At 69.1% G+C, this 16,755-nt stretch carries 17 protein-coding genes; 7 read left to right on the top strand and 10 right to left on the bottom strand.

Features of this window, described 5'->3' with window-relative positions; genetic code table 11:
• The coding region (locus tag Q8R27_RS00450) for an NAD(P)-dependent oxidoreductase (RefSeq protein ID WP_305697160.1) at positions 1 to 986 on the top strand (986 nt) is incomplete at its 5' end.
• 53 nt (positions 987 to 1,039) lie between these two features.
• On the opposite strand, the gene Q8R27_RS00455 is transcribed toward Q8R27_RS00450, so the two are convergent.
• From Q8R27_RS00455 to Q8R27_RS00470, 4 genes are read right to left on the bottom strand one after another with little or no spacing between them, the layout of a single operon-like run.
• Positions 1,040 to 4,258: an error-prone DNA polymerase gene (locus tag Q8R27_RS00455; RefSeq protein WP_305697161.1), complete on the bottom strand. Its 3,219-nt coding sequence runs from the start codon at positions 4,256 to 4,258 to the stop codon at positions 1,040 to 1,042.
• 3 nt (positions 4,259 to 4,261) lie between these two features.
• Positions 4,262 to 4,666, bottom strand: coding sequence for a VOC family protein (locus Q8R27_RS00460; protein WP_305697162.1), 405 nt, complete (start codon positions 4,664 to 4,666; stop codon positions 4,262 to 4,264).
• Between the two features lie 8 nt (positions 4,667 to 4,674).
• Entirely contained in the window at positions 4,675 to 6,351 is a 1,677-nt protein-coding gene (locus tag Q8R27_RS00465) for a DUF6504 family protein (protein WP_305697163.1), read from the bottom strand.
• Entirely contained in the window at positions 6,269 to 7,063 is a 795-nt protein-coding gene (locus tag Q8R27_RS00470; RefSeq protein WP_305697164.1) for an ImuA family protein, read from the bottom strand. Before Q8R27_RS00470 ends, Q8R27_RS00465 begins: the two co-directional genes overlap by 83 nt.
• A gap of 142 nt (positions 7,064 to 7,205) precedes the next feature.
• Here Q8R27_RS00470 and Q8R27_RS00475 point away from each other — a divergent pair, with 142 nt between their 5' ends.
• From Q8R27_RS00475 to Q8R27_RS00490, 4 genes are all read left to right on the top strand, one after another.
• Positions 7,206 to 8,069, top strand: coding sequence for a Ku protein (locus tag Q8R27_RS00475; RefSeq protein WP_305697165.1), 864 nt, complete (start codon positions 7,206 to 7,208; stop codon positions 8,067 to 8,069).
• A 275-nt stretch (positions 8,070 to 8,344) separates the two neighbouring features.
• Positions 8,345 to 8,608 (top strand): hypothetical protein, encoded by a 264-nt coding sequence (locus Q8R27_RS00480; RefSeq protein ID WP_305697166.1) that lies wholly within the window; start codon positions 8,345 to 8,347, stop codon positions 8,606 to 8,608.
• A gap of 84 nt (positions 8,609 to 8,692) precedes the next feature.
• Complete coding sequence (locus Q8R27_RS00485) at positions 8,693 to 9,673, top strand: AraC family transcriptional regulator (RefSeq protein WP_305697167.1); 981 nt, start codon at positions 8,693 to 8,695, stop codon at positions 9,671 to 9,673.
• A 103-nt stretch (positions 9,674 to 9,776) separates the two neighbouring features.
• Complete coding sequence (locus Q8R27_RS00490) at positions 9,777 to 10,586, top strand: class I SAM-dependent methyltransferase (protein WP_305697168.1); 810 nt, start codon at positions 9,777 to 9,779, stop codon at positions 10,584 to 10,586.
• A 66-nt stretch (positions 10,587 to 10,652) separates the two neighbouring features.
• Here the strand turns inward: Q8R27_RS00490 and Q8R27_RS00495 are convergent, their stop codons facing one another.
• From Q8R27_RS00495 to Q8R27_RS00505, 3 genes are all read right to left on the bottom strand, one after another.
• On the bottom strand, positions 10,653 to 11,081 hold the full coding sequence (locus tag Q8R27_RS00495; RefSeq protein ID WP_305697169.1) for a VOC family protein: 429 nt from the start codon (positions 11,079 to 11,081) through the stop codon (positions 10,653 to 10,655).
• 65 nt (positions 11,082 to 11,146) lie between these two features.
• Positions 11,147 to 12,205 (bottom strand): bifunctional DNA-binding transcriptional regulator/O6-methylguanine-DNA methyltransferase Ada, encoded by a 1,059-nt coding sequence (gene ada / locus Q8R27_RS00500; protein WP_305697170.1) that lies wholly within the window; start codon positions 12,203 to 12,205, stop codon positions 11,147 to 11,149.
• A gap of 140 nt (positions 12,206 to 12,345) precedes the next feature.
• On the bottom strand, positions 12,346 to 12,867 hold the full coding sequence (locus Q8R27_RS00505) for a methylated-DNA--[protein]-cysteine S-methyltransferase (RefSeq protein WP_305697171.1): 522 nt from the start codon (positions 12,865 to 12,867) through the stop codon (positions 12,346 to 12,348).
• A gap of 202 nt (positions 12,868 to 13,069) precedes the next feature.
• Here Q8R27_RS00505 and rarD point away from each other — a divergent pair, with 202 nt between their 5' ends.
• Both rarD and Q8R27_RS00515 read left to right on the top strand, forming a co-directional pair.
• Positions 13,070 to 13,987 carry an EamA family transporter RarD gene (gene rarD, locus Q8R27_RS00510; protein WP_305697172.1) on the top strand — a complete coding sequence of 306 codons (918 nt, stop codon included), beginning with the start codon at positions 13,070 to 13,072 and terminating at the stop codon, positions 13,985 to 13,987.
• 91 nt (positions 13,988 to 14,078) lie between these two features.
• The gene (locus Q8R27_RS00515) at positions 14,079 to 14,753 is read left to right on the top strand and encodes a DNA alkylation repair protein (RefSeq protein ID WP_305697173.1); all 675 of its coding nucleotides are present in this window, start codon (positions 14,079 to 14,081) and stop codon (positions 14,751 to 14,753) included.
• Positions 14,754 to 14,825: 72 nt separating this feature from the next.
• Here Q8R27_RS00515 and Q8R27_RS00520 read toward each other — a convergent pair whose 3' ends face one another.
• The 3 genes from Q8R27_RS00520 to Q8R27_RS00530 form a co-directional block, all read right to left on the bottom strand.
• The gene (locus Q8R27_RS00520; RefSeq protein ID WP_305697174.1) at positions 14,826 to 15,308 is read right to left on the bottom strand and encodes a VOC family protein; all 483 of its coding nucleotides are present in this window, start codon (positions 15,306 to 15,308) and stop codon (positions 14,826 to 14,828) included.
• Positions 15,309 to 15,374: 66 nt separating this feature from the next.
• Positions 15,375 to 15,905, bottom strand: coding sequence for a dihydrofolate reductase family protein (locus Q8R27_RS00525; protein WP_305697175.1), 531 nt, complete (start codon positions 15,903 to 15,905; stop codon positions 15,375 to 15,377).
• A 48-nt stretch (positions 15,906 to 15,953) separates the two neighbouring features.
• Entirely contained in the window at positions 15,954 to 16,724 is a 771-nt protein-coding gene (locus Q8R27_RS00530) for an alpha/beta fold hydrolase (protein WP_305697176.1), read from the bottom strand.
• Positions 16,725 to 16,755 lie beyond the last annotated feature (31 nt).

The following is a 16,755-nucleotide window of genomic DNA, read 5'->3' on the forward strand; positions in this document are numbered from 1 at the left end:
CCATCACCCTGCACACCCCGCTCACCGACAAGACCCGCAACATCCTGTCGGCCGAGAACCTGGGCAAGACCAAGAAGGGCGTGATGATCATCAACTGCGCCCGCGGCGGTCTGGTCGACGAGAAGGCCCTGCGCGCCCTGCTCGACAGCGGCCATGTGGGCGGCGCGGCCTTCGACGTGTTCGTCGAGGAACCGGCCAAGGACAACGTGCTGTTCGGGGCCGAGAACTTCATCGCCACCCCGCACCTGGGCGCCTCCACCAACGAGGCCCAGGAGAACGTCGCCCTGCAGGTCGCAGAGCAGATGAGCGACTACCTGCTCACCGGCGCGGTCTCCAACGCGCTGAACAGCCCCTCGGTCACGGCCGAGGAAGCCCCGCGTCTGGCCCCCTTCATCGCGCTCGCCGAAAAGCTCGGCGCCTTCGCCGGCCAGATGGTCGACTTCGGCGTTAAGTCCATCGACATCGCCTACGAGGGCGAGATCGCGAAACTCAACACCAAGCCGCTGACCGCCGCGTCGCTGGCCGGCGTGATGCGGCCCATGCTGGCCGAGATCAACATGGTCTCCGCGCCGGCGGTGGCCAAGGAACGTGGCATCACTGTCTCGGAATCTACCCAGGACGAGTCGCCGATCTACGAGAGCCTGATGCGCATCACCGTCACCACTGAGAAGGGCCGCCGCTCATTCGCAGGCTCCGTGCTGGCCGGCACGCCGCGGGTGGTCGAGGTGAAGGACATGGATCTGGACGCGCCGTTCGGCCCGACCATGCTCTATGTCAACAACCTGGATAAGCCGGGCTTCATCGGCAACCTGGGCGCCATTCTCGCCGACGCGGGCGTCAACATCGCCACCTTCAACCTGGGTCGCGTTTCCGCCGGAGAAGACGCCATCGCCTTGGTCGGCGTCGACCAGGAGCCCAGCGAGGACCTGCTCTCCCGCATCCAGAGCCTCCCCCACGTCAAGGAAGCCCGCACCCTGCGGTTCTAGGACCGTTCAAGCTCCTCCCCCCGTGAACGGGGGAGGAGCGAAGCGGGCGCCAATCAGTGGAAATCGCGGCTGCGGATCAGGCGGCCGCTGACCTTGGAACGCACCGTCACCGGGGCCGCGTCGTCCTCGCGGCGCAGTTCGCTCAGTCGCTGCGACAGGTCCTCGAAGCGTTCGGCGACCAGGTGGACCACCTCGCCCTCGCGCTGCAGCCGGCCGTGCACCACCAGGAAGGCCGAGGTCATCACCAGCCGGCGATGCCGCTCGAAGGCGTCGCGCCACACGACGATGTTGGCCACGCCCGTCTCGTCTTCCAGGGTCAGGAACACCACGCCCTTGGCCGTACCCGGCCGCTGGCGCACCAGCACCAGCCCGCCGACGGTGATCCTGCGGCGGTCCTTGAGCGTCTTCAGCGCCTGCGCCGGGACCGCCCCCATGCGCACAAGGTCCTCGCGGAAGAAGCTGCACGGGTGGGCCTGCAGCGACAGGCTGGTGGTGCGGTAGTCCTCGGCCACATGCTGCGGCAGGTTCATCAGCGGCAGGGCCACCGCCTCTTCCGACACCCCCATGGCGGCCAGCAGGGGGGCGTCGCTCTCGATCCGCGCCTCGCCCGCCATGCCCTTCACCGCCCAAAGGGCCTGGCGGCGATCCAGCCCCAGGGAGCGGAACGCGTCGGCCTCGGCCAGGAGCTCCAGCGCACGTTTGGACAGCTTCGCGCGCCGGGCCAGGGCGTTGAGGTCGCGCACGCCCTCTTCGCGCGCGCTCACCAGGGCCTTGGCCTCCTCCTGGTTCAATCCCTTGATCTGCCGCAGGCCCAGCCGCACCGCGCGCCAGCCCTTCGCATGCGCATGCGTCGGCGGCTCCAGCGTGCAGTCCCAGTCGCTGGCCAGCACGTCGGGCCCGCGCACCTCCACCCCATGCTCGCGTGCGTCGCGGACCAGTTGCGCCGGCTGGTAGAAACCCATCGGCTGGCTGTTCAGCAGCGCCGCGCAGAAGGCGTCCGGCCAGCGCCACTTCACCCAGGCCGACGCATAGACCAGCAGGGCGAAGCTGATCGCGTGGCTCTCGGGGAAGCCATAAGAGCCGAACCCCTCGATCTGCTTGTAGCAGCGGTCCGCGAACTCGGGATCGTAGCCGCGCGCGACCATCCCCTCGACGAACCTCACCCCGTATTCACCCACCGTGCCCAGGTGGCGGAAGGTGGCCATGGAGCGGCGCAGGCCATCGGCGTCGTTGTCCGAAAACTGCGCCGCCTCGATGGCGATGCGCATCGCCTGCTCCTGGAACAGCGGCACCCCAAGGGTCTTCTTGAGGATGCCTTCCAGCTCGTCCTGGGGGAATTCCGCCGCCGGCCGCGGATAGTCCACCGGCTCCTTGCCTTCGCGGCGGCGCAGGTAGGGGTGCACCATGTCGCCCTGGATCGGGCCTGGCCGCACGATCGCCACCTCGATCACCAAGTCGTAGAACTTGGCAGGCTTCAGCCTGGGCAGCATCGACATCTGCGCCCGGCTCTCCACCTGGAAGACGCCCACCGAGTCCGCGTGGCAGAGCATATCGTAGACCTGCGGGACCATCTGCGGGACGTCGGCGATCTCCCGGATCTGCGTTCCGTCGTCCAGCGGCGGCAGCATGGCGAAGCTGCGCTTCAGCGCGCTCAACATGCCCAATGCCAGCACGTCGACCTTCATCAGGCCCAGCGCGTCGATGTCGTCCTTGTCCCATTCGATGAAGGTGCGGTCGGCCATGGCCGCGTTGCCGATCGGGACGGTCTCGTCCAGCCGCCGCTGGGTCAGCACGAAACCGCCGACGTGCTGCGACAGGTGCCGGGGAAACCCCAAAAGCTCCTGGGCGAGCGTGCAGGCGCGGCGGATCTGCTCATTGTCGGGGTCGAGGCCCGCCTGGCGGATATGGCCGTCCGGCACGCTGTCCCCATAGCTGCCCCACACCGTGCCCGCCAGCGCCGCGGTGACGTCCTCGGTCAGCCCCAGCGCCTTGCCCACCTGGCGGATCGCCATGCGCGGGCGGTAATGGATCACGGTGGCGACGATCGCCGCACGATGGCGCCCGTAGCGGTCGAACACATACTGCATCACCTCCTCGCGCCGCTCGTGCTCGAAGTCGACGTCGATGTCCGGCGGCTCGCCCCGCTTCTCCGAGATGAACCGCGAGAACAGCAGGTCCTGGTCCTCCTTGGTCGGGTCCACCGAGGTGATCCCTAGGCAGAAGCAGACGCAGGAATTGGCCGCCGACCCCCGGCCCTGGCACAGGATGTCCTGCTTGCGCGCCCAGCGGACGATGTCGTGGACGGTCAGGAAATAGTTGGGGAAATCCAACTTCTCGATCAGCGCCAGTTCCTTGTTCAGCAGGTCTCGGACCTTGCCAGGCGGGCCGTTCGGATAGCGCCAGCCCGCGCCCTCCCAGGCCAGGTCGTGTAGGTGCTGGATGGCGGTCTTGCCGGGCGGGACGGGTTCGTCGGGATATTCGTAGGAGAGCTGCGACAGGTCGAAGCCGATGCGCTCGACGATCTCCAGCCCGCGCTCCACCGCGCCCGGGAAACGCGCGAACAGCCGCGCCATCTCGTGCGGAGGCTTCAGGCGCCGTTCGGCGTTGGCCTCCAGCCGAAGCCCCGCCTCGGTGATCGTGCAGTTCTCGCGGATGCAGGTCAGCACGTCCTGCAGCGGTCGCCGATCGGGCGCGTGGTAGAGCACGTCGCCGGTCGCCGCCATCGGCGCGCCGCTGGAGGCCGCCAGTCCCGCCAGCCGCGACAGCCGCTGCACGTCGCGCGCGCCGTAGCCCCGCGCCGCCGCAAGCCAGACGTTCCCGTTAAGCTCGCCGGCGATGCGCGCCAGCCGCGCCGCGAAGTCCTCGTCCAATCGGGCGGGCGGAACCGCTAGGCAGAGCTGCCCCTCCGCGTGATCCAGGAAATCGGCCCAGGCGAGCTCGCACCCGCCCTTCTTCGCCCGCCGCTGGCCCACGGTCAGCAACCGGGTCAACCGCCCGTAGGCCTCGCGGTCGGACGGATAGCAGAGCAGGCTGGGCGATCCGTCGGCGAAGTCCAACCGGCAGCCGGTCAGCGCCCGCACCTTGGCCCCGCCTGAGCGCAGGTCGTTCATCGCCGACCAGGCGCGCACCACGCCGGCCAGGCTGTTGCGGTCGGTGATCCCGATGGCCGAGATCCCCAGGGCCTCGGCGGTGGTCACCAGCTCCCACGGATGCGAGGCCCCCCTCAGGAACGAGAAGTTGGTGGCGGCCTGCAGTTCGGCGTAGGCGGCCATGGATCAGGTCAGGTCGGTGAAAGGATTGAAGGCGACCTCCCAGAGGTTTCCCTCGGGATCGGCGAAATAGCCGGAATAGCCGCCCCAGAAGACGTCCTGGGGAATCTTGACCGACGCCGCCCCGGCGGCGAGCGCCTGGGCGAAAACGCGATCGACATCAATCTTGGAAGGCGCGTTGTGGGCGAGCGCCACACCGCTGAATCCGGAGCCTTCGGTCGGTATGGTGGCGTCCTGCGCCAGCGCATCGCGCGGATAGAGTCCCAGCCAGGTCCCCTCCAGGCGAAACATGATCATGTCATCGCCGGGCGAATAGTTGTGCAGTGGAAAGCCCAGGCCGTCCCGGTAAAAGGAGAGCATCCGTTCCAGGTCGCGCGCGCCGAAGGTGATGAGGCTGATCTTGGGTTTCATTTGGACTCCTATCCGAACAGGCCGTGCAGCCACCAGCGGGCGGGCTGGCCGGCTTCGTAGAGTCCGGCGCGGAACACCCAGAAGCGGCCGCCTTCCTGGTCCTCCACCCGGTAGTAGTCGCGCACATGGGCGGGAGAGGCGGCGGAGAGCGCGGCCTTCCACCATTCTTCGGCGATCCGCTCCGGCCCTTCCGAACGGCTCACCCGGTGCACCCGGCCTCGCCAGCGGAACTGGATCGGCGGGTCGTCGGGCACCGGCGCGGTGACCTCGATCGCCTCGGGACGGCGGAACAGCCGAAGCGGCCTGGGCAGGTCAGGGTCCCAGCCGCCGTGGGGTGCGCCGGCCAGCGGCGGGGCGCGTATCGACGCCAGTTCCGGCACGTGGCTTTCGAAGGCTGCCGATTTCCATACCCGCTCCTCGCCCAGCCGGTTGGCCAGCCGGTCGACCAGCGGCGCCAGCTCCGCCTCGTCGATGAGGTCCCACTGGAACACCTCATCCTTTCGGCCGTCATCCTCGGGCTTGTCCCGGGGATCCATGAACACCGAGGCGCCGGGGAAACGCAGCAACGCCGAGGTCCCTTCCGCGTCTCCCGTGTGCATGGATCCCCGGGACAAGCCCGAGGATGACGATCTGGAGGGACTCTGGCGCAACGACGTCTGCCGGCCCGCCAGCGGCTCTACGTCCAGGGCGCTCAGGGTCACCACCTCGATCCCGAAGCCCGGATCGACCGTCTCCAGCTTCGGCGCGAACAGCCTTGCGAGGCGTCTCGCGTCGCGCCCGGGGAACGCCAGGCCGACGCTTAAGGAAGGCGCCTGTCCGTCAACCCGATGGAAGGCCATCTCGAAGCGCCGCGCGCCCTGGCCGGCGTCGTCCAGTCGCGCGCAAAGCGCCTCCAGGATGTCGCGGCTGACCCGTCCCATGTCCTCAGGCGCGCTGATCGGCTCGGCGAAAGCCAGCCGCGCGAACCAAGGGGTCGCCGGACGGCGAAAGGCCAGCGCCTCGCGCGCGCGGCCCAGCGCCTGGTCCAGGCGCATCAGGGTGGCGGCCCCAAACCGGCGGCCCAGAGGCGCGCGGGGAATCTTCATCAACTGACCCAGGCGCTTCAGCCCCAGCCGCTCGATCTGGGCGGCGGCCTGCGGCTCCAGGCGCAGCGCCGCCGGCGGCAGCGGGGCCAGCAGCGGCGCCTGCTCACCTACGGCCGCGATCGTCCCATCCACGCCATGGTGCGCCAGCGCCCAGGCCGCGCCGGGGGTGTCGGCGAGCGCCAACCTGACGCCGATCCCGCCCTGCCCCAGCCTGTGGCGAAAGTCGGCCATCAGCGCGCCCTCCCCGCCCCACAGGTGCGACACGCCCTCCACGTCGAGGAGCAGGCCGTCCGGCGCATCGGGCGCCACGGCCGGGGAGAATCGCACGCACCAGTCGGCCAGCGCCTCCAGGGCGGCCAGGTCGGCGGCGGGCTCAGCCTCGGCGCTGTCGAGTTCGGGGACCAGGGCCGCGGCGTCGGCGGCCTTCTGACCGGCGAATAGACCGAGCGCGCGGGCGGCCTCGTCCACCGCCGCCAGCCGACGCACGCCACGGGCGGTCTCCACCAGGGCGAACGGCCTATCCTGCGGCGCGGACGGGTTGCGGCGGCGCCAGTTGTCGATCGCCCAGTTCGGCGACCAGGCGCAAAGGATGCGTCCCATCGATGTCTTCCTCAAACGGCCGTCGCTCGAACAACCAGGCCCCGGGCCGGCCGCCGCGGCAGTACTCCAGCTCCACCCGCCAGCGCGGCGCGCCCAGGCCGACGACCTCGCCATAAAGATTGGCTTCAGGCGCGCTCGGCGCCGCCGCGACCCGCCAGCGGGCGACCGCGGCCGAGCCGTGGGCCTTGCCGCCGCTCCCCGCCCCGAACGGATTGCGGCGGATCACCAGTCCGGTGGCCGCCGCCTTCTCGCAGGCCAGCTGCAGCCTCCGGCCCGCCGTCAAGTCCACCGCCCCCACCTCGCCCAGCACTACCGCGACCCCAGTGGAAGCCAGCGCGTCCTCCATCACCCCCAGCGCCTCGGCGTCATCGCGGGCGCAGACCTGGATCAGCCGCTCGGGCGGAAACCCCAGACCCTCCAGCCCCGGCGCATGCAGGTCGTCGCGTCGCAGCACCCACACCGCCCAGCCGCGCCGGACCAACGGGGCGGCCAGCAGGGCGGCGAAGGCGGCGGGCGCGGCGGCGGTCTCGGCCTCCATCCCTTCTCCCGTCACCTCATGCCAGCGGCCCAGAGGCAGGCCGCCGCCCGGCAGGCGCGCATCGATCCGCGCGTCGCCGAACGGCAGCGAGCCGCAATCTCCCCGTCCCCCTGCCTCAAGGGCGGCGACCTTCGCCCGCACGGCGTCGAGGCGGCCGGCGCGAAAATCGGACATGGAAATTCGGACTCCTTTCGTTCCTATTTTGTTCTGCATCACACCCTGAGAGTCAAGGCCCCCGCGAAGCTTGAGAACCGAATCCTCCGGCCAGGCGTTTCCAGAGTCCTTTCAAGCGTCTGATCGAATGGGGAGAACGGCCATGGCCACGCGTCCGACCTGGCAGGGATACCTGCGCCTCTCCCTGGTGAGCTGCCCGGTGGCGCTCTACACCGCCACATCGCGGGCCGGCGAAGTGCACTTCAACATGCTGCACAAGGAGACCCACAACCGCATCCGGATGATCCCCACAGATCCCAAGGAAGGTCCGGTCGAGCGCTCCGACATCGTCAAGGGCTACGAGATCGAGAAGGGCCACTACGTCGTCGTCACCGACGAGGAGATCAAGAACGTCCGGCTGGAGACCACCCGTAGCCTGGACATCGAGCGCTTCGTCGACGAGGCCGACATCGACCGCCTCTACTGGAACGACCCCTACTACCTGGTCCCCGACGGCGAGATGGCGGTGGAAGCCTTCACCGTGATCCGAGAGGCGATGAAGAAGGCCGGCAAGGTCGCCCTGGGCCGGCTGGTCATGCACCAGCGCGAGCGGCTGATGGCGCTGGAGCCTCGTGACCGCGGCATCCTCGCCTACACGATCCGCAGCAACCGCGAGGTCAAGGACCCGGCCGAGGTGTTCGCCTCCATCCCCGACGCCAAGCCCAGCGCCCAGATGGTCGAGATCGCCGCCAAGATCATCGACCAGCAGGAAGGCCCCTTCGACCCCAGCCAGTTCAAAGACCGCTACGAGGAGGCCCTGCGCGCGCTGCTGAAGGAAAAGGAGAAGGGCGCCAAGGTCACCGCGCCGGAAGCGCCCAAGGAGGCCGAGGTCGTCGACCTCATGGAGGCGCTGAAGCGCAGCCTGGGCCAGGGCGGCGAACGCCGCGCGCCCGCCAAACGCGCCGCCGCCAAGCCTGCCGCTCCAGCCAAACCGGCCCCCAGACGTCCGGCTCGCAAACGGGCCTGAGGGCTCTGCCTGCGCCGTTCCCTCGGCGACCTCAGCAGGAAAGTCCGCGATATCTTCGGTTCAGCTCAAGGCGCCGCCGCCCGCCGGTACGACTTCAAGTTCTGCTACGACCACGCCCAGTTGCCCGACGACCACCAAGCCCGCATCCTGCCCGCGACGCCGGAGATCGGCGACATCTGGCGCAACGACCTGCCAGACCCGGTCACCGTCGTGCACTGATCTGCCGAGGTGGAATCGCCAAGACTCCGCCTCGGCGTCATTTGAGGGAACCGCCCATGCCCACCGTCGTCGTCACCCACAAGGTCAAGGACCAGGCCCACTGGCTCGCTTCGCGCAAGCGCCAGGAATTCTTCGGCCCGCTCGGCGTGACCAACATCCGCACCTTCGCGAACCCGGGCGATCCGACCCAGGTCGCCTTGATCATGGACGTCGCCGACCTCGACGCCGTCTTGGCCGCCCTGCAGACCCCGGCCGCCGCAGCCGCCATGGACGCCGACGGCGTACTGCCAGAGACCCTGAGCCTGCACACAGAGGCGTAGTCGCCTCAGGGTGTCGTGACTTGTCAGGCCTAAGGCCACGCTTCATCATCGGCGCGACCAACCGCTGGGCGTGAGCGCACACCCGTGCATGTGCTGGACGACATCCTCGCCTCGTTGCGCTTTAGCGGCGGCGTCGTTTTCGACGCCGTGACGCACGGCGACTGGTGCCTGGTTTCGCAGTTCCGCCCGGAGGATTGTGCGCCCTACTTCCCGGTGCCAGGGCGGATCATCTCCTACCACTATGTCCGCAAGGGCGTGCTCTACACCCAGATCCCCGGCCAGGAGGTCGTCGAGCTGCGCGAGGGGTCGATGGTCATGTTCCCGCGCAACGACGTCCACCACCTGTTCACGCGCCCAGGCCAAACCCCGACCGATATCGCCCAGTACGTCACTCCGGGCGCCGGCGGCGCGCTCAACGCCATCGCCATGGATTTCGGCGGCGAGGAGGCGTCGCTGTTCTGCGGCTGGCTAGGGGTGATCAACGGGGCCCATCCCCTGCTCGACGCGCTTCCGCCGTTGCTGCTGGTCAAGCGCGACGACTACGCGGCCGACTGGATCGCCAGTTCGCTCAGCGTCGCGGCCAGAGACTGGAGCTCTAGTCCCGCCATGGTGGCGAAGATCTCCGAGCTGTTCTTCGCCCAGGCCGCGCGGCGCTATGCCGACAGCTTCGGAGAGGGCCAGGGCGGCTGGCTCGCCGGACTGCGGGATCCGGCGGTGGCCCGTGCGCTCTCGGTGATTCACGCGCGCTACGCCGACGACCTGGACGTGGACACCCTGGCGCGGGAGGCGGGCGTATCGCGCACCGTGCTGGGCGAGCGCTTCGGACGGCTGCTGGGTGAACCGCCGATGCGCTACTGCGCCCGCTGGCGCATGCAGGTGGCGGTGAGCCGGCTTCTGGACGGCGACGGAGCCGCCGCGGCCATCGCCCCCGACATCGGCTTCAGCTCCGAAGCCGCCTTCAACCGCGCCTTTAAGCGGGAGTACGGCGAACCCCCCGCCGCCTGGAAGCGCCGGGTCGATGCGGAGACCGATCTTGCCCGGGTCGCGCACGCGGCGGACGCCTAGGCGAGCGCCCGGCGTTCTGGTCAATCATTCCGGCTGCGCGGCCATATCTCGCCGCCCGGCGCCGGAGGTATCAGACGCGCCAACGTTTCAAGGAGCATCTGACATGAACGCGAACAAGGCCCTGTGGGAAAAGGGCGACTTCACCCGACTGGCCGCCACCATGCGTGAGAGCGGCGACGAACTGATCGCAGGCCTGGATGTCCGCCCTGGCATGGACGTCCTCGACCTGGGCTGCGGCGACGGCACCACCGCCGTGCCGAGCGCCCGTCGCGGCGCGAAGGTCAGGGGCGTGGACATCGCCTCGAACCTGGTAGCGGCCGGCCAGGCGCGGGCCCGGGCCGAGGGTCTGACGAACCTCTGCTTCCAAGAGGGCGACGCCGCCAGCCTGGACGTGATCGCCGACCAGAGCGTCGATCTGGTGGTCAGCATCTTCGGCGCGATGTTCGCCCCGCGGCCTTTCGACGTGGCGCGCGAGATGGTCCGCGTGACGCGGCCGGGCGGGCGCATCGTCATGGGCAACTGGATCCCGGGCGACCCGACGCTGGTGGCCAGCATTCTTAAGATCAGCGCCGCCTACACGCCCCCGCCGCCAGAGGGGTTCATCAGTCCGGTGACTTGGGGTGTCGAGGCCAATGTCCGCGAGCGCTTCGGTGCAGCAGGCGTGGCGGCCGAGCGCATCCAATGCGAGCGCGCGACCTACACCTTCCGCTACCCCGGCGCGCCGGCCGCGTTCCTGGGTCTGTTTCGCGACTACTACGGGCCGACCATGAACGCCTTCGAAGCCGCCGAGCGGGATGGACGGCGAGCGGACCTGCAAGCGGAACTCGAGCAGTTGTTCGAGAGCCAGAACCGCGGGGACGCCGATCGCACGGAAATCCCGGCCGCCTACCTGAAGGTCACCGTCTCGACCTGACCGGCGGCGATGTATGAAGCGCTGAGGTCGACCGGCCGGCGCGGGTTCGCGCCGTCCGGTCGATCCTCAGAAGGTGATCGTCACGCTGGGCGCGGAGCGCTTCGCCTCGCCGTGATAGACGGCCTCGATGTTGTTGCCGTCGGGGTCCAGCACGAAGGCCGCATAGTAGCCGGGGTGGTACGGCCGCTCGCCCGGCGCGCCGTTGTCGGCTCCGCCGTGCTTGATCGCGGCCGCGTGGAAGGCGTCGACCGTGGCCCGGTCGGCCGCCTGGAACGCCAGGTGATGGCGCCCGGTCAGCTTGCCCTGCGCCGCCGCGCTGCCGGCCGACGATACGAACAGTTCGTCGACCCAGAAATAGTCGTCCGCCTCGCCGCCGATCGGCACGCCCAGGACGTCCAGCACCGCTCCGTAGAAGCGCCGGGTCGCGCCGAGGTCCTTCACGACGAGCTGGATGTGATCGACCAACCGGCCGCGATGCAGTTCCTGGGTTTCCATCCGGGATCTCCGAGAGCAAGCAAGGTGAGAAAACCCCTGCGCCGGCGACGCGGTTCCCGCGCCGCTCAGGCCGCCGCCCGTTCGCGGTCCAACAGTGCGCGCTTGCGCTCGACGCCCCAGGCGTAGCCCGAGAGCGCGCCGTCATTGCGCACCACCCGGTGACAGGGGATCGCCACCGCCAGCTTGTTCGCCGCGCAGGCCTGGGCCACCGCGCGCACGGCCTTCGGTCGGCCGATCCGCGCCGCGACATCGGCGTAGCTCACTGTCTCGCCGGCCCGGATCTCGCGCAACGCCGCCCACACCCGCTGCTGGAAGGCGGTGCCGCGGATGTCCAGCGGCAGGTCGACGCCCAGGCCCGGCGCCTCGACCAGGCCGACCACCTGGGCCACCAGGCCCTCGAAATCGTCGTCCGCCCCGATCAGCTCGGCGCGCGGGAAGCGGTCTTGCAGGTCGCGGGCGAGCGCATCGGGATCGTCGCCCAACAGGATGCAGCAGACGCCCTGGTCGGTCGCCGCCACCAGGATCGCGCCCAGCGAAGTCTCACCGATGGCGAAGCGGATCGCGGTGCGCTCCCCGCCCTTGCGGTAACGGGTTGGCGTCATACCCAGCAACCCCGCCGACTGTTCGTAGAAGCGGCCGCCTGAGTTGAAGCCGGCGTCATAGATCGCCTGGGTCACGGTGTCGGAGCGGCCCAGCTCCTCACGCACCCGCCGGCTGCGGTGGGCGTCGGCGTAGGCCTTGGGGGTCACGCCGGTGACCGACTTGAACACCCGGTGGAAGTGAAAGCGGCTCATGCCCGCGGCTTGGGCCAGGTCCTCGAGGTTCGGCGGGGTCTCGGCCGCCTCGATGGCGCGGCAGGCCAGCGCGATGGTCGCGGCGTGGCGTTCGTCCTGCGACGCGCCGGTGGGCCGGCAGCGCTCGCAAGGGCGGAACCCTTGCGCCTGCGCGGCCTCGGCGGTGTCGTGGTAGGCGACGTTCTCGCGTCTCGCCGCCTTGGACGGGCACGAGGGACGGCAAAAGATCCCCGTGGTGCGCACGGAATAGAAGAACTGGCCGTCGGCCTCGCGGTCCTTGGCGACCACGCTGGCCCAGCGGGCGTCATCGGCGGTCGTATGGGCAAGCATTGAAGCCTCCTTAGAAGAGTATGACGCCATGCTGGACCGCCGTCGCGGCCTCGAAACTCCGTCGCTTGCTTTCAAACTCCATATAAGGCCGGCGGAGCGTTTCGCAGGCCTCGGAGCGTGACCGCAAGCTGAGAACGGCATCACGCCACGGCCTCGAGGTTGATCAGCCGACGCTTGCGCTCCACGCCCCAGCGGTAACCGGAGATCGAGCCGTCGGCCTTCACCACCCGATGGCACGGGATGGCGACGGCGATCGTGTTGGCCGCACACGCGGCGCCAACCTCCTGGGCGGTGGCCGCCACGGGCAGCGTTCTGGCGATGGCGCCATAGCTGCGCGTCTCGCCCGACGGGATCGCCTGCAGCGCCGTCCACACCGCCCGTTGCAAGTCCGATCCGCGCAGGTCGAGCGGCAGGTCGGTCCCCAGGTGCGGGGCCTCGACCAGCGCAGCGGCCTTAGAGATGATCTGCGCCATCCCATCCTGGTCCTGGGTCAGGTTCGAGCCGGGGAAGGCCGCCTTCAGGTCACGCGACAACCGGGTGCGGTCGCCGCCCATGAAGATCGCTGCGACGCCGCGGGCGCTGGCGGCCACCAGGATGGTTCCCAGTTCGGTGTCGCGGTAGCCGAACCGCAATGCGTCGCGGGAGGGGGTCTGCATGTTCATGACCAGGGCCCTTCGTCTGTTGACGAGCGACCATCGTCGACGGTCTCCAGTCCCGAACTCCGCGCCTTGCTTTCGAATTCGCATCGCCTTCGGAATTTGAAAGCAAGGGCCGGAGTGTCGGCGCCCCCGCGTCTCTCCACCCTGCCCGCATGCAATCTGAAGAGGACGCCGAGATGTCGAACGAGGACCGGGGGATGCGCACGTGACCGCTCAGCAGAAAGCGGCCGGCGACGACCAGCGCACGGCGCTGGCGGTCGGGGCGGGCTGTTACGTCATCTGGGGCCTTCTGCCCCTTCTCTTCCAGTACCTGAGCCGCGGCCACGTCGGCCCGTGGGAGATCCTCGCCCACCGCACGCTGTGGGCGATCCCCGCCGCTGGCGTGTTCGTGCTGCTGGCGCGCCAGCAGTCGCAGGTGGCCGCGGTCCTGCGTCAGCCCAAGGTGCTGGGCATGCTGGCTCTGTCGGCGTTCCTGATCAGCGTGAACTGGGTGGTGTTCATCATCGCCGTGAACACCGGCCGAGTCCTAGACACCAGCCTCGGCTACTTCATCACCCCGCTGTTCAACATCGCCTCGGGCGCGCTGCTGCTGCGCGAGCGCCTGGACCGCTGGTCCCTCGTCGCGATCGGACTGGCGGTGATCGGCATCGCCCTGCAAACGATGGCGCTAGGCCACCTGCCGATCTTCTCGATCCTGCTGGCGCTGAGCTTCAGCAGCTATGGCCTGGTCCGCAAGCGGGTCGCCGCGGACGCCCAGACCGGCCTGTTCATCGAGTGCCTGATCATCGGCGCGATCGGCCTGATCTACGTCGTCAACGTCGAGCAATCGGGCGCCGGCCACTTCCTGGGCGACAACGGCGTCACGTTCGCCCTGCTGTTCTCCGGCCTGATCACTGCCCTGTCGCTGGTGATGTTCTCCTGGGCCGCGCGGCGCATCCCCCTGTCGGCGATCGGCTTCCTGCAGTTCATCGCGCCGTCGATCACCTTCTTCATGGGCCTCGCGCAGGGCGAAGCCTTCACGGCGCTACGGGGCGCATCATTCTCGTTCATCTGGGCGGGCGCGGCGGTGTTCCTTTGGGGCGCGTGGCGACGTGGCCGCAAGCCAGCGCTGGCGCCAGCCTGAACCACGCCGCCGAAACCAAGAGGCCGCCCTCCCGTGAGCTTGCGGGACGGCGACCTCTTTGCCTCTATTGCGGCCAAAGCGGAGCGAGCTGATGACCGTCACTGAGGCGCTGGCGAAACTCGAGGCCCTCGGGAACGAGAAGGTCCGCAAGCTCGACATCCGCAACGGCGCCGACGCGCGGCAGTTCGGCGTCAAGCTGGGCGACATCCGCGCGCTCGCCAAACAGGCCAAGGGCGATCACGACCTCGCCATGGCCCTATGGGAGACCGGCAACCTCGACGCGCGGCTGCTGGCCATCCTGTGGATGAAACCCAAGGCGCTTTCGCCCACCGACCTCGACGGACTGGTGCGTTCGAACGCGGTGATCCAGGCCTGCGACTGGCTCAACGCCTACGTGGTCAAGGTACATCCCGAAAAGGAGGCCCTGCGCCGCCAGTGGATGGAGAGCGACCACCCGATCGCCGCGCGCGCCGGTTGGAGCCTGACCGCCGAACGGATCGCGAAGGACGCCGGCGACCTCGACCTGGCGGCCCTGCTGGACAGGATCGAGCGCGAGCTTGCCGGCGCCGCACCGCAGCCGCAGTGGACGATGAACATGGCGCTGGCCAACATCGGCATCCACCACGCCGCGCACCGGGTTCGCGCGTTGGCCATCGGGGAAACCCTGGGCGTCTACCGCGACTATCCGACGCCGCCGGGATGCACCTCGCCCTTCGCCCCGCTGTGGATCGGCGAGATGGTCAAGCGCCAGAACGTCAGGGCCTGAGCGCGCCCGCGCCTGAGCAGTGAGGGTCACGCCGGCGAGCTGGATCGTCGCCCCAAAGCCGCCTTGCCCCGGTCAGCCGCGGCGCGCGGCCTCGATCTTCGCCACGTCGATCCTGCCCATGGTCATCATCGCCTCGAACACCCGCTTGGCCACCGCCGGGTCAGGATCGGTGATGCCCTCGAGGAGCTGTCGCGGCGTGATCTGCCAGGAGAAGCCCCAGCGGTCCTTGCACCAGCCGCACTCGCTCTCTGCGCCGCCATTGCCGACGATGGCGTCCCAGTAACGGTCGGTTTCAGCCTGGTCCTGCGTCTCGACCACGAAGGACACCGACTCGTTCGGCTTGAACGCGGGACCGCCGTTCAGCCCCATGAACGGCGCGCCCAGCACGGTGAACTCCACCGTCAACTCCGCGCCCTTCTGGCCGTCGGGGTAGTCGCCCGGCGCCGCCATCGCCGAGCCCACATGGCTGTCAGGAAAGACGCTGGCGTAGAACTCCGCCGCCTTGCGCGCCTCGCCATTGTCGAACCAAAGACAGTTGGTCATCTTGCCAGCCATCGTCTTCCTCCATGTCGGGTCCGGGTCTGAACGCCGGTCGTCGCGAGCCGGTTCACCGCCGCGCGATCAGGTCGGGACGTAGGTGAGCCTGATCACGTCGTCGCCGATCACCTCGTTCGCCGCCAACCGGAGCGGCGGACGGGCCCCGGCGAAGAAGGGCGCGCCGCCGCCCAGCACCACCGGGTGCATGTAGAGCCGGTACTCGTCGATCAGACCAAGGTCGGTCATGGTCCGCGCCAGGTCCGGCCCGGAGACGGCGATCTCTCCGTCCAGTCGGGCCTTCAGCCCGCGGACCGCCGCCTCCAGGTCGCCGTCGACCAGGGTGGCGTTGGGGCCGACGGACTTCAGCGTGCGCGAGACGACCCATTTCGGTTGCTTTCGCCACGCCGTCGCGAACTCACGCCGCTCCGGGTCCCACGCGGGATCGTCCTCATCCCAGTAGCGCATGATCTCGTACATCCGCCGGCCGTAGATGCTGCCGGCCAGGTCGCGCACCTGCTCGATCCAGTGACGAAACACCGCCGCGTCGGGCGCAAACGCCGTGTGGTCGACGTAGCCGTCCAACGACTGGTTCATGCCGAACACCAGCTTCGCCATCAGCCTCGCTCAATCTGCTGCAAACTGCGCCATCGGGCCTTCGGAGCCTTATTTGACGCCACTGGCCGCCTTTTCGATGATCGCGGCGACCGCCTTGGGGTTGGATACATAGATCGCATGGCTGCCCGGGACCTCGACAATGGTCGATCCCGCCCGCTTGGACATCGCCTGCTGGGCTGGCAGCGGGATCATCTTGTCGTCGGCGACCTGCAGGTACCAGCTGGGCTTGGATTTCCAGGCGGGCTCGGTGATCTGTCCGCCGACCGCCTCGAGGCCCCACGCAATCTGGGAGTCGGCCATGAAGGCCGCCGTCTTCGGATCGACGTCGGCGGCGAACGCGGCCGGGAACTTGGCCTTGTCCAGCGACAGGAAGCCGTTCTTCGGCGGCAGGATGGGCGGGACCGGCGCGCCTGGCGGCGGGTTGGCGATCAGGCTGTTGACCGACTCGCCCTTGTCCGGCGCGAAGGCGGTGATGTAGACGAGCGCCGCTACATTGGGGTTCGTACCGGCCTCGGTGATCACCGCGCCGCCGTAGGAATGCCCGACCAGCACGACCGGGCCGCCCTGGGCGTCCACAACGTCGTTCGTCGCCGCGACGTCGCCGGCCAGCGACAGCGTCGGGTTCTGGACGATGCTGACGTTGAAGCCGTCCTTCTTCAGGATGTCGTAGACCCCGCGCCAGCCCGAGCCGTCGGCGAACGCGCCATGGACGAGCACCACGTTCTTGATGGGAGCTGCGGGAGCCGCCTCTGCAGGCGCGACGCTCAGCACCAGCAACAGAGCGCCGACCGACGCGGACAGACTGCGCAACATCGTCATGTCGTCTCTCCCTCTGATCGGTCAGGCCGCC

The sequence above is a fragment of the Phenylobacterium sp. genome, from assembly GCF_030697305.1.
Taxonomy (GTDB): Bacteria; Pseudomonadota; Alphaproteobacteria; order Caulobacterales; family Caulobacteraceae; genus Phenylobacterium.

Excerpts from the sequence above, each read along its gene's own strand:
- Q8R27_RS00455 (WP_305697161.1), bottom strand. The coding sequence starts at position 4,258 with ATGGCCGCCTACGCCGAACTGCAGGCCGCCACCAACTTCTCGTTCCTG.
- Q8R27_RS00460 (WP_305697162.1), bottom strand. The coding sequence starts at position 4,666 with ATGAAACCCAAGATCAGCCTCATCACCTTCGGCGCGCGCGACCTGGAA.
- Q8R27_RS00465 (WP_305697163.1), bottom strand. The coding sequence starts at position 6,351 with ATGGGACGCATCCTTTGCGCCTGGTCGCCGAACTGGGCGATCGACAAC.
- Q8R27_RS00470 (WP_305697164.1), bottom strand. The coding sequence starts at position 7,063 with ATGTCCGATTTTCGCGCCGGCCGCCTCGACGCCGTGCGGGCGAAGGTC.
- Q8R27_RS00475 (WP_305697165.1), top strand. The coding sequence starts at position 7,206 with ATGGCCACGCGTCCGACCTGGCAGGGATACCTGCGCCTCTCCCTGGTG.
- Q8R27_RS00480 (WP_305697166.1), top strand. The coding sequence starts at position 8,345 with ATGCCCACCGTCGTCGTCACCCACAAGGTCAAGGACCAGGCCCACTGG.
- Q8R27_RS00490 (WP_305697168.1), top strand. The coding sequence starts at position 9,777 with ATGAACGCGAACAAGGCCCTGTGGGAAAAGGGCGACTTCACCCGACTG.
- Q8R27_RS00495 (WP_305697169.1), bottom strand. The coding sequence starts at position 11,081 with ATGGAAACCCAGGAACTGCATCGCGGCCGGTTGGTCGATCACATCCAG.
- ada (WP_305697170.1), bottom strand. The coding sequence starts at position 12,205 with ATGCTTGCCCATACGACCGCCGATGACGCCCGCTGGGCCAGCGTGGTC.
- Q8R27_RS00505 (WP_305697171.1), bottom strand. The coding sequence starts at position 12,867 with ATGAACATGCAGACCCCCTCCCGCGACGCATTGCGGTTCGGCTACCGC.
- Q8R27_RS00515 (WP_305697173.1), top strand. The coding sequence starts at position 14,079 with ATGACCGTCACTGAGGCGCTGGCGAAACTCGAGGCCCTCGGGAACGAG.
- Q8R27_RS00520 (WP_305697174.1), bottom strand. The coding sequence starts at position 15,308 with ATGGCTGGCAAGATGACCAACTGTCTTTGGTTCGACAATGGCGAGGCG.
- Q8R27_RS00525 (WP_305697175.1), bottom strand. The coding sequence starts at position 15,905 with ATGGCGAAGCTGGTGTTCGGCATGAACCAGTCGTTGGACGGCTACGTC.
- Q8R27_RS00530 (WP_305697176.1), bottom strand. The coding sequence starts at position 16,724 with ATGACGATGTTGCGCAGTCTGTCCGCGTCGGTCGGCGCTCTGTTGCTG.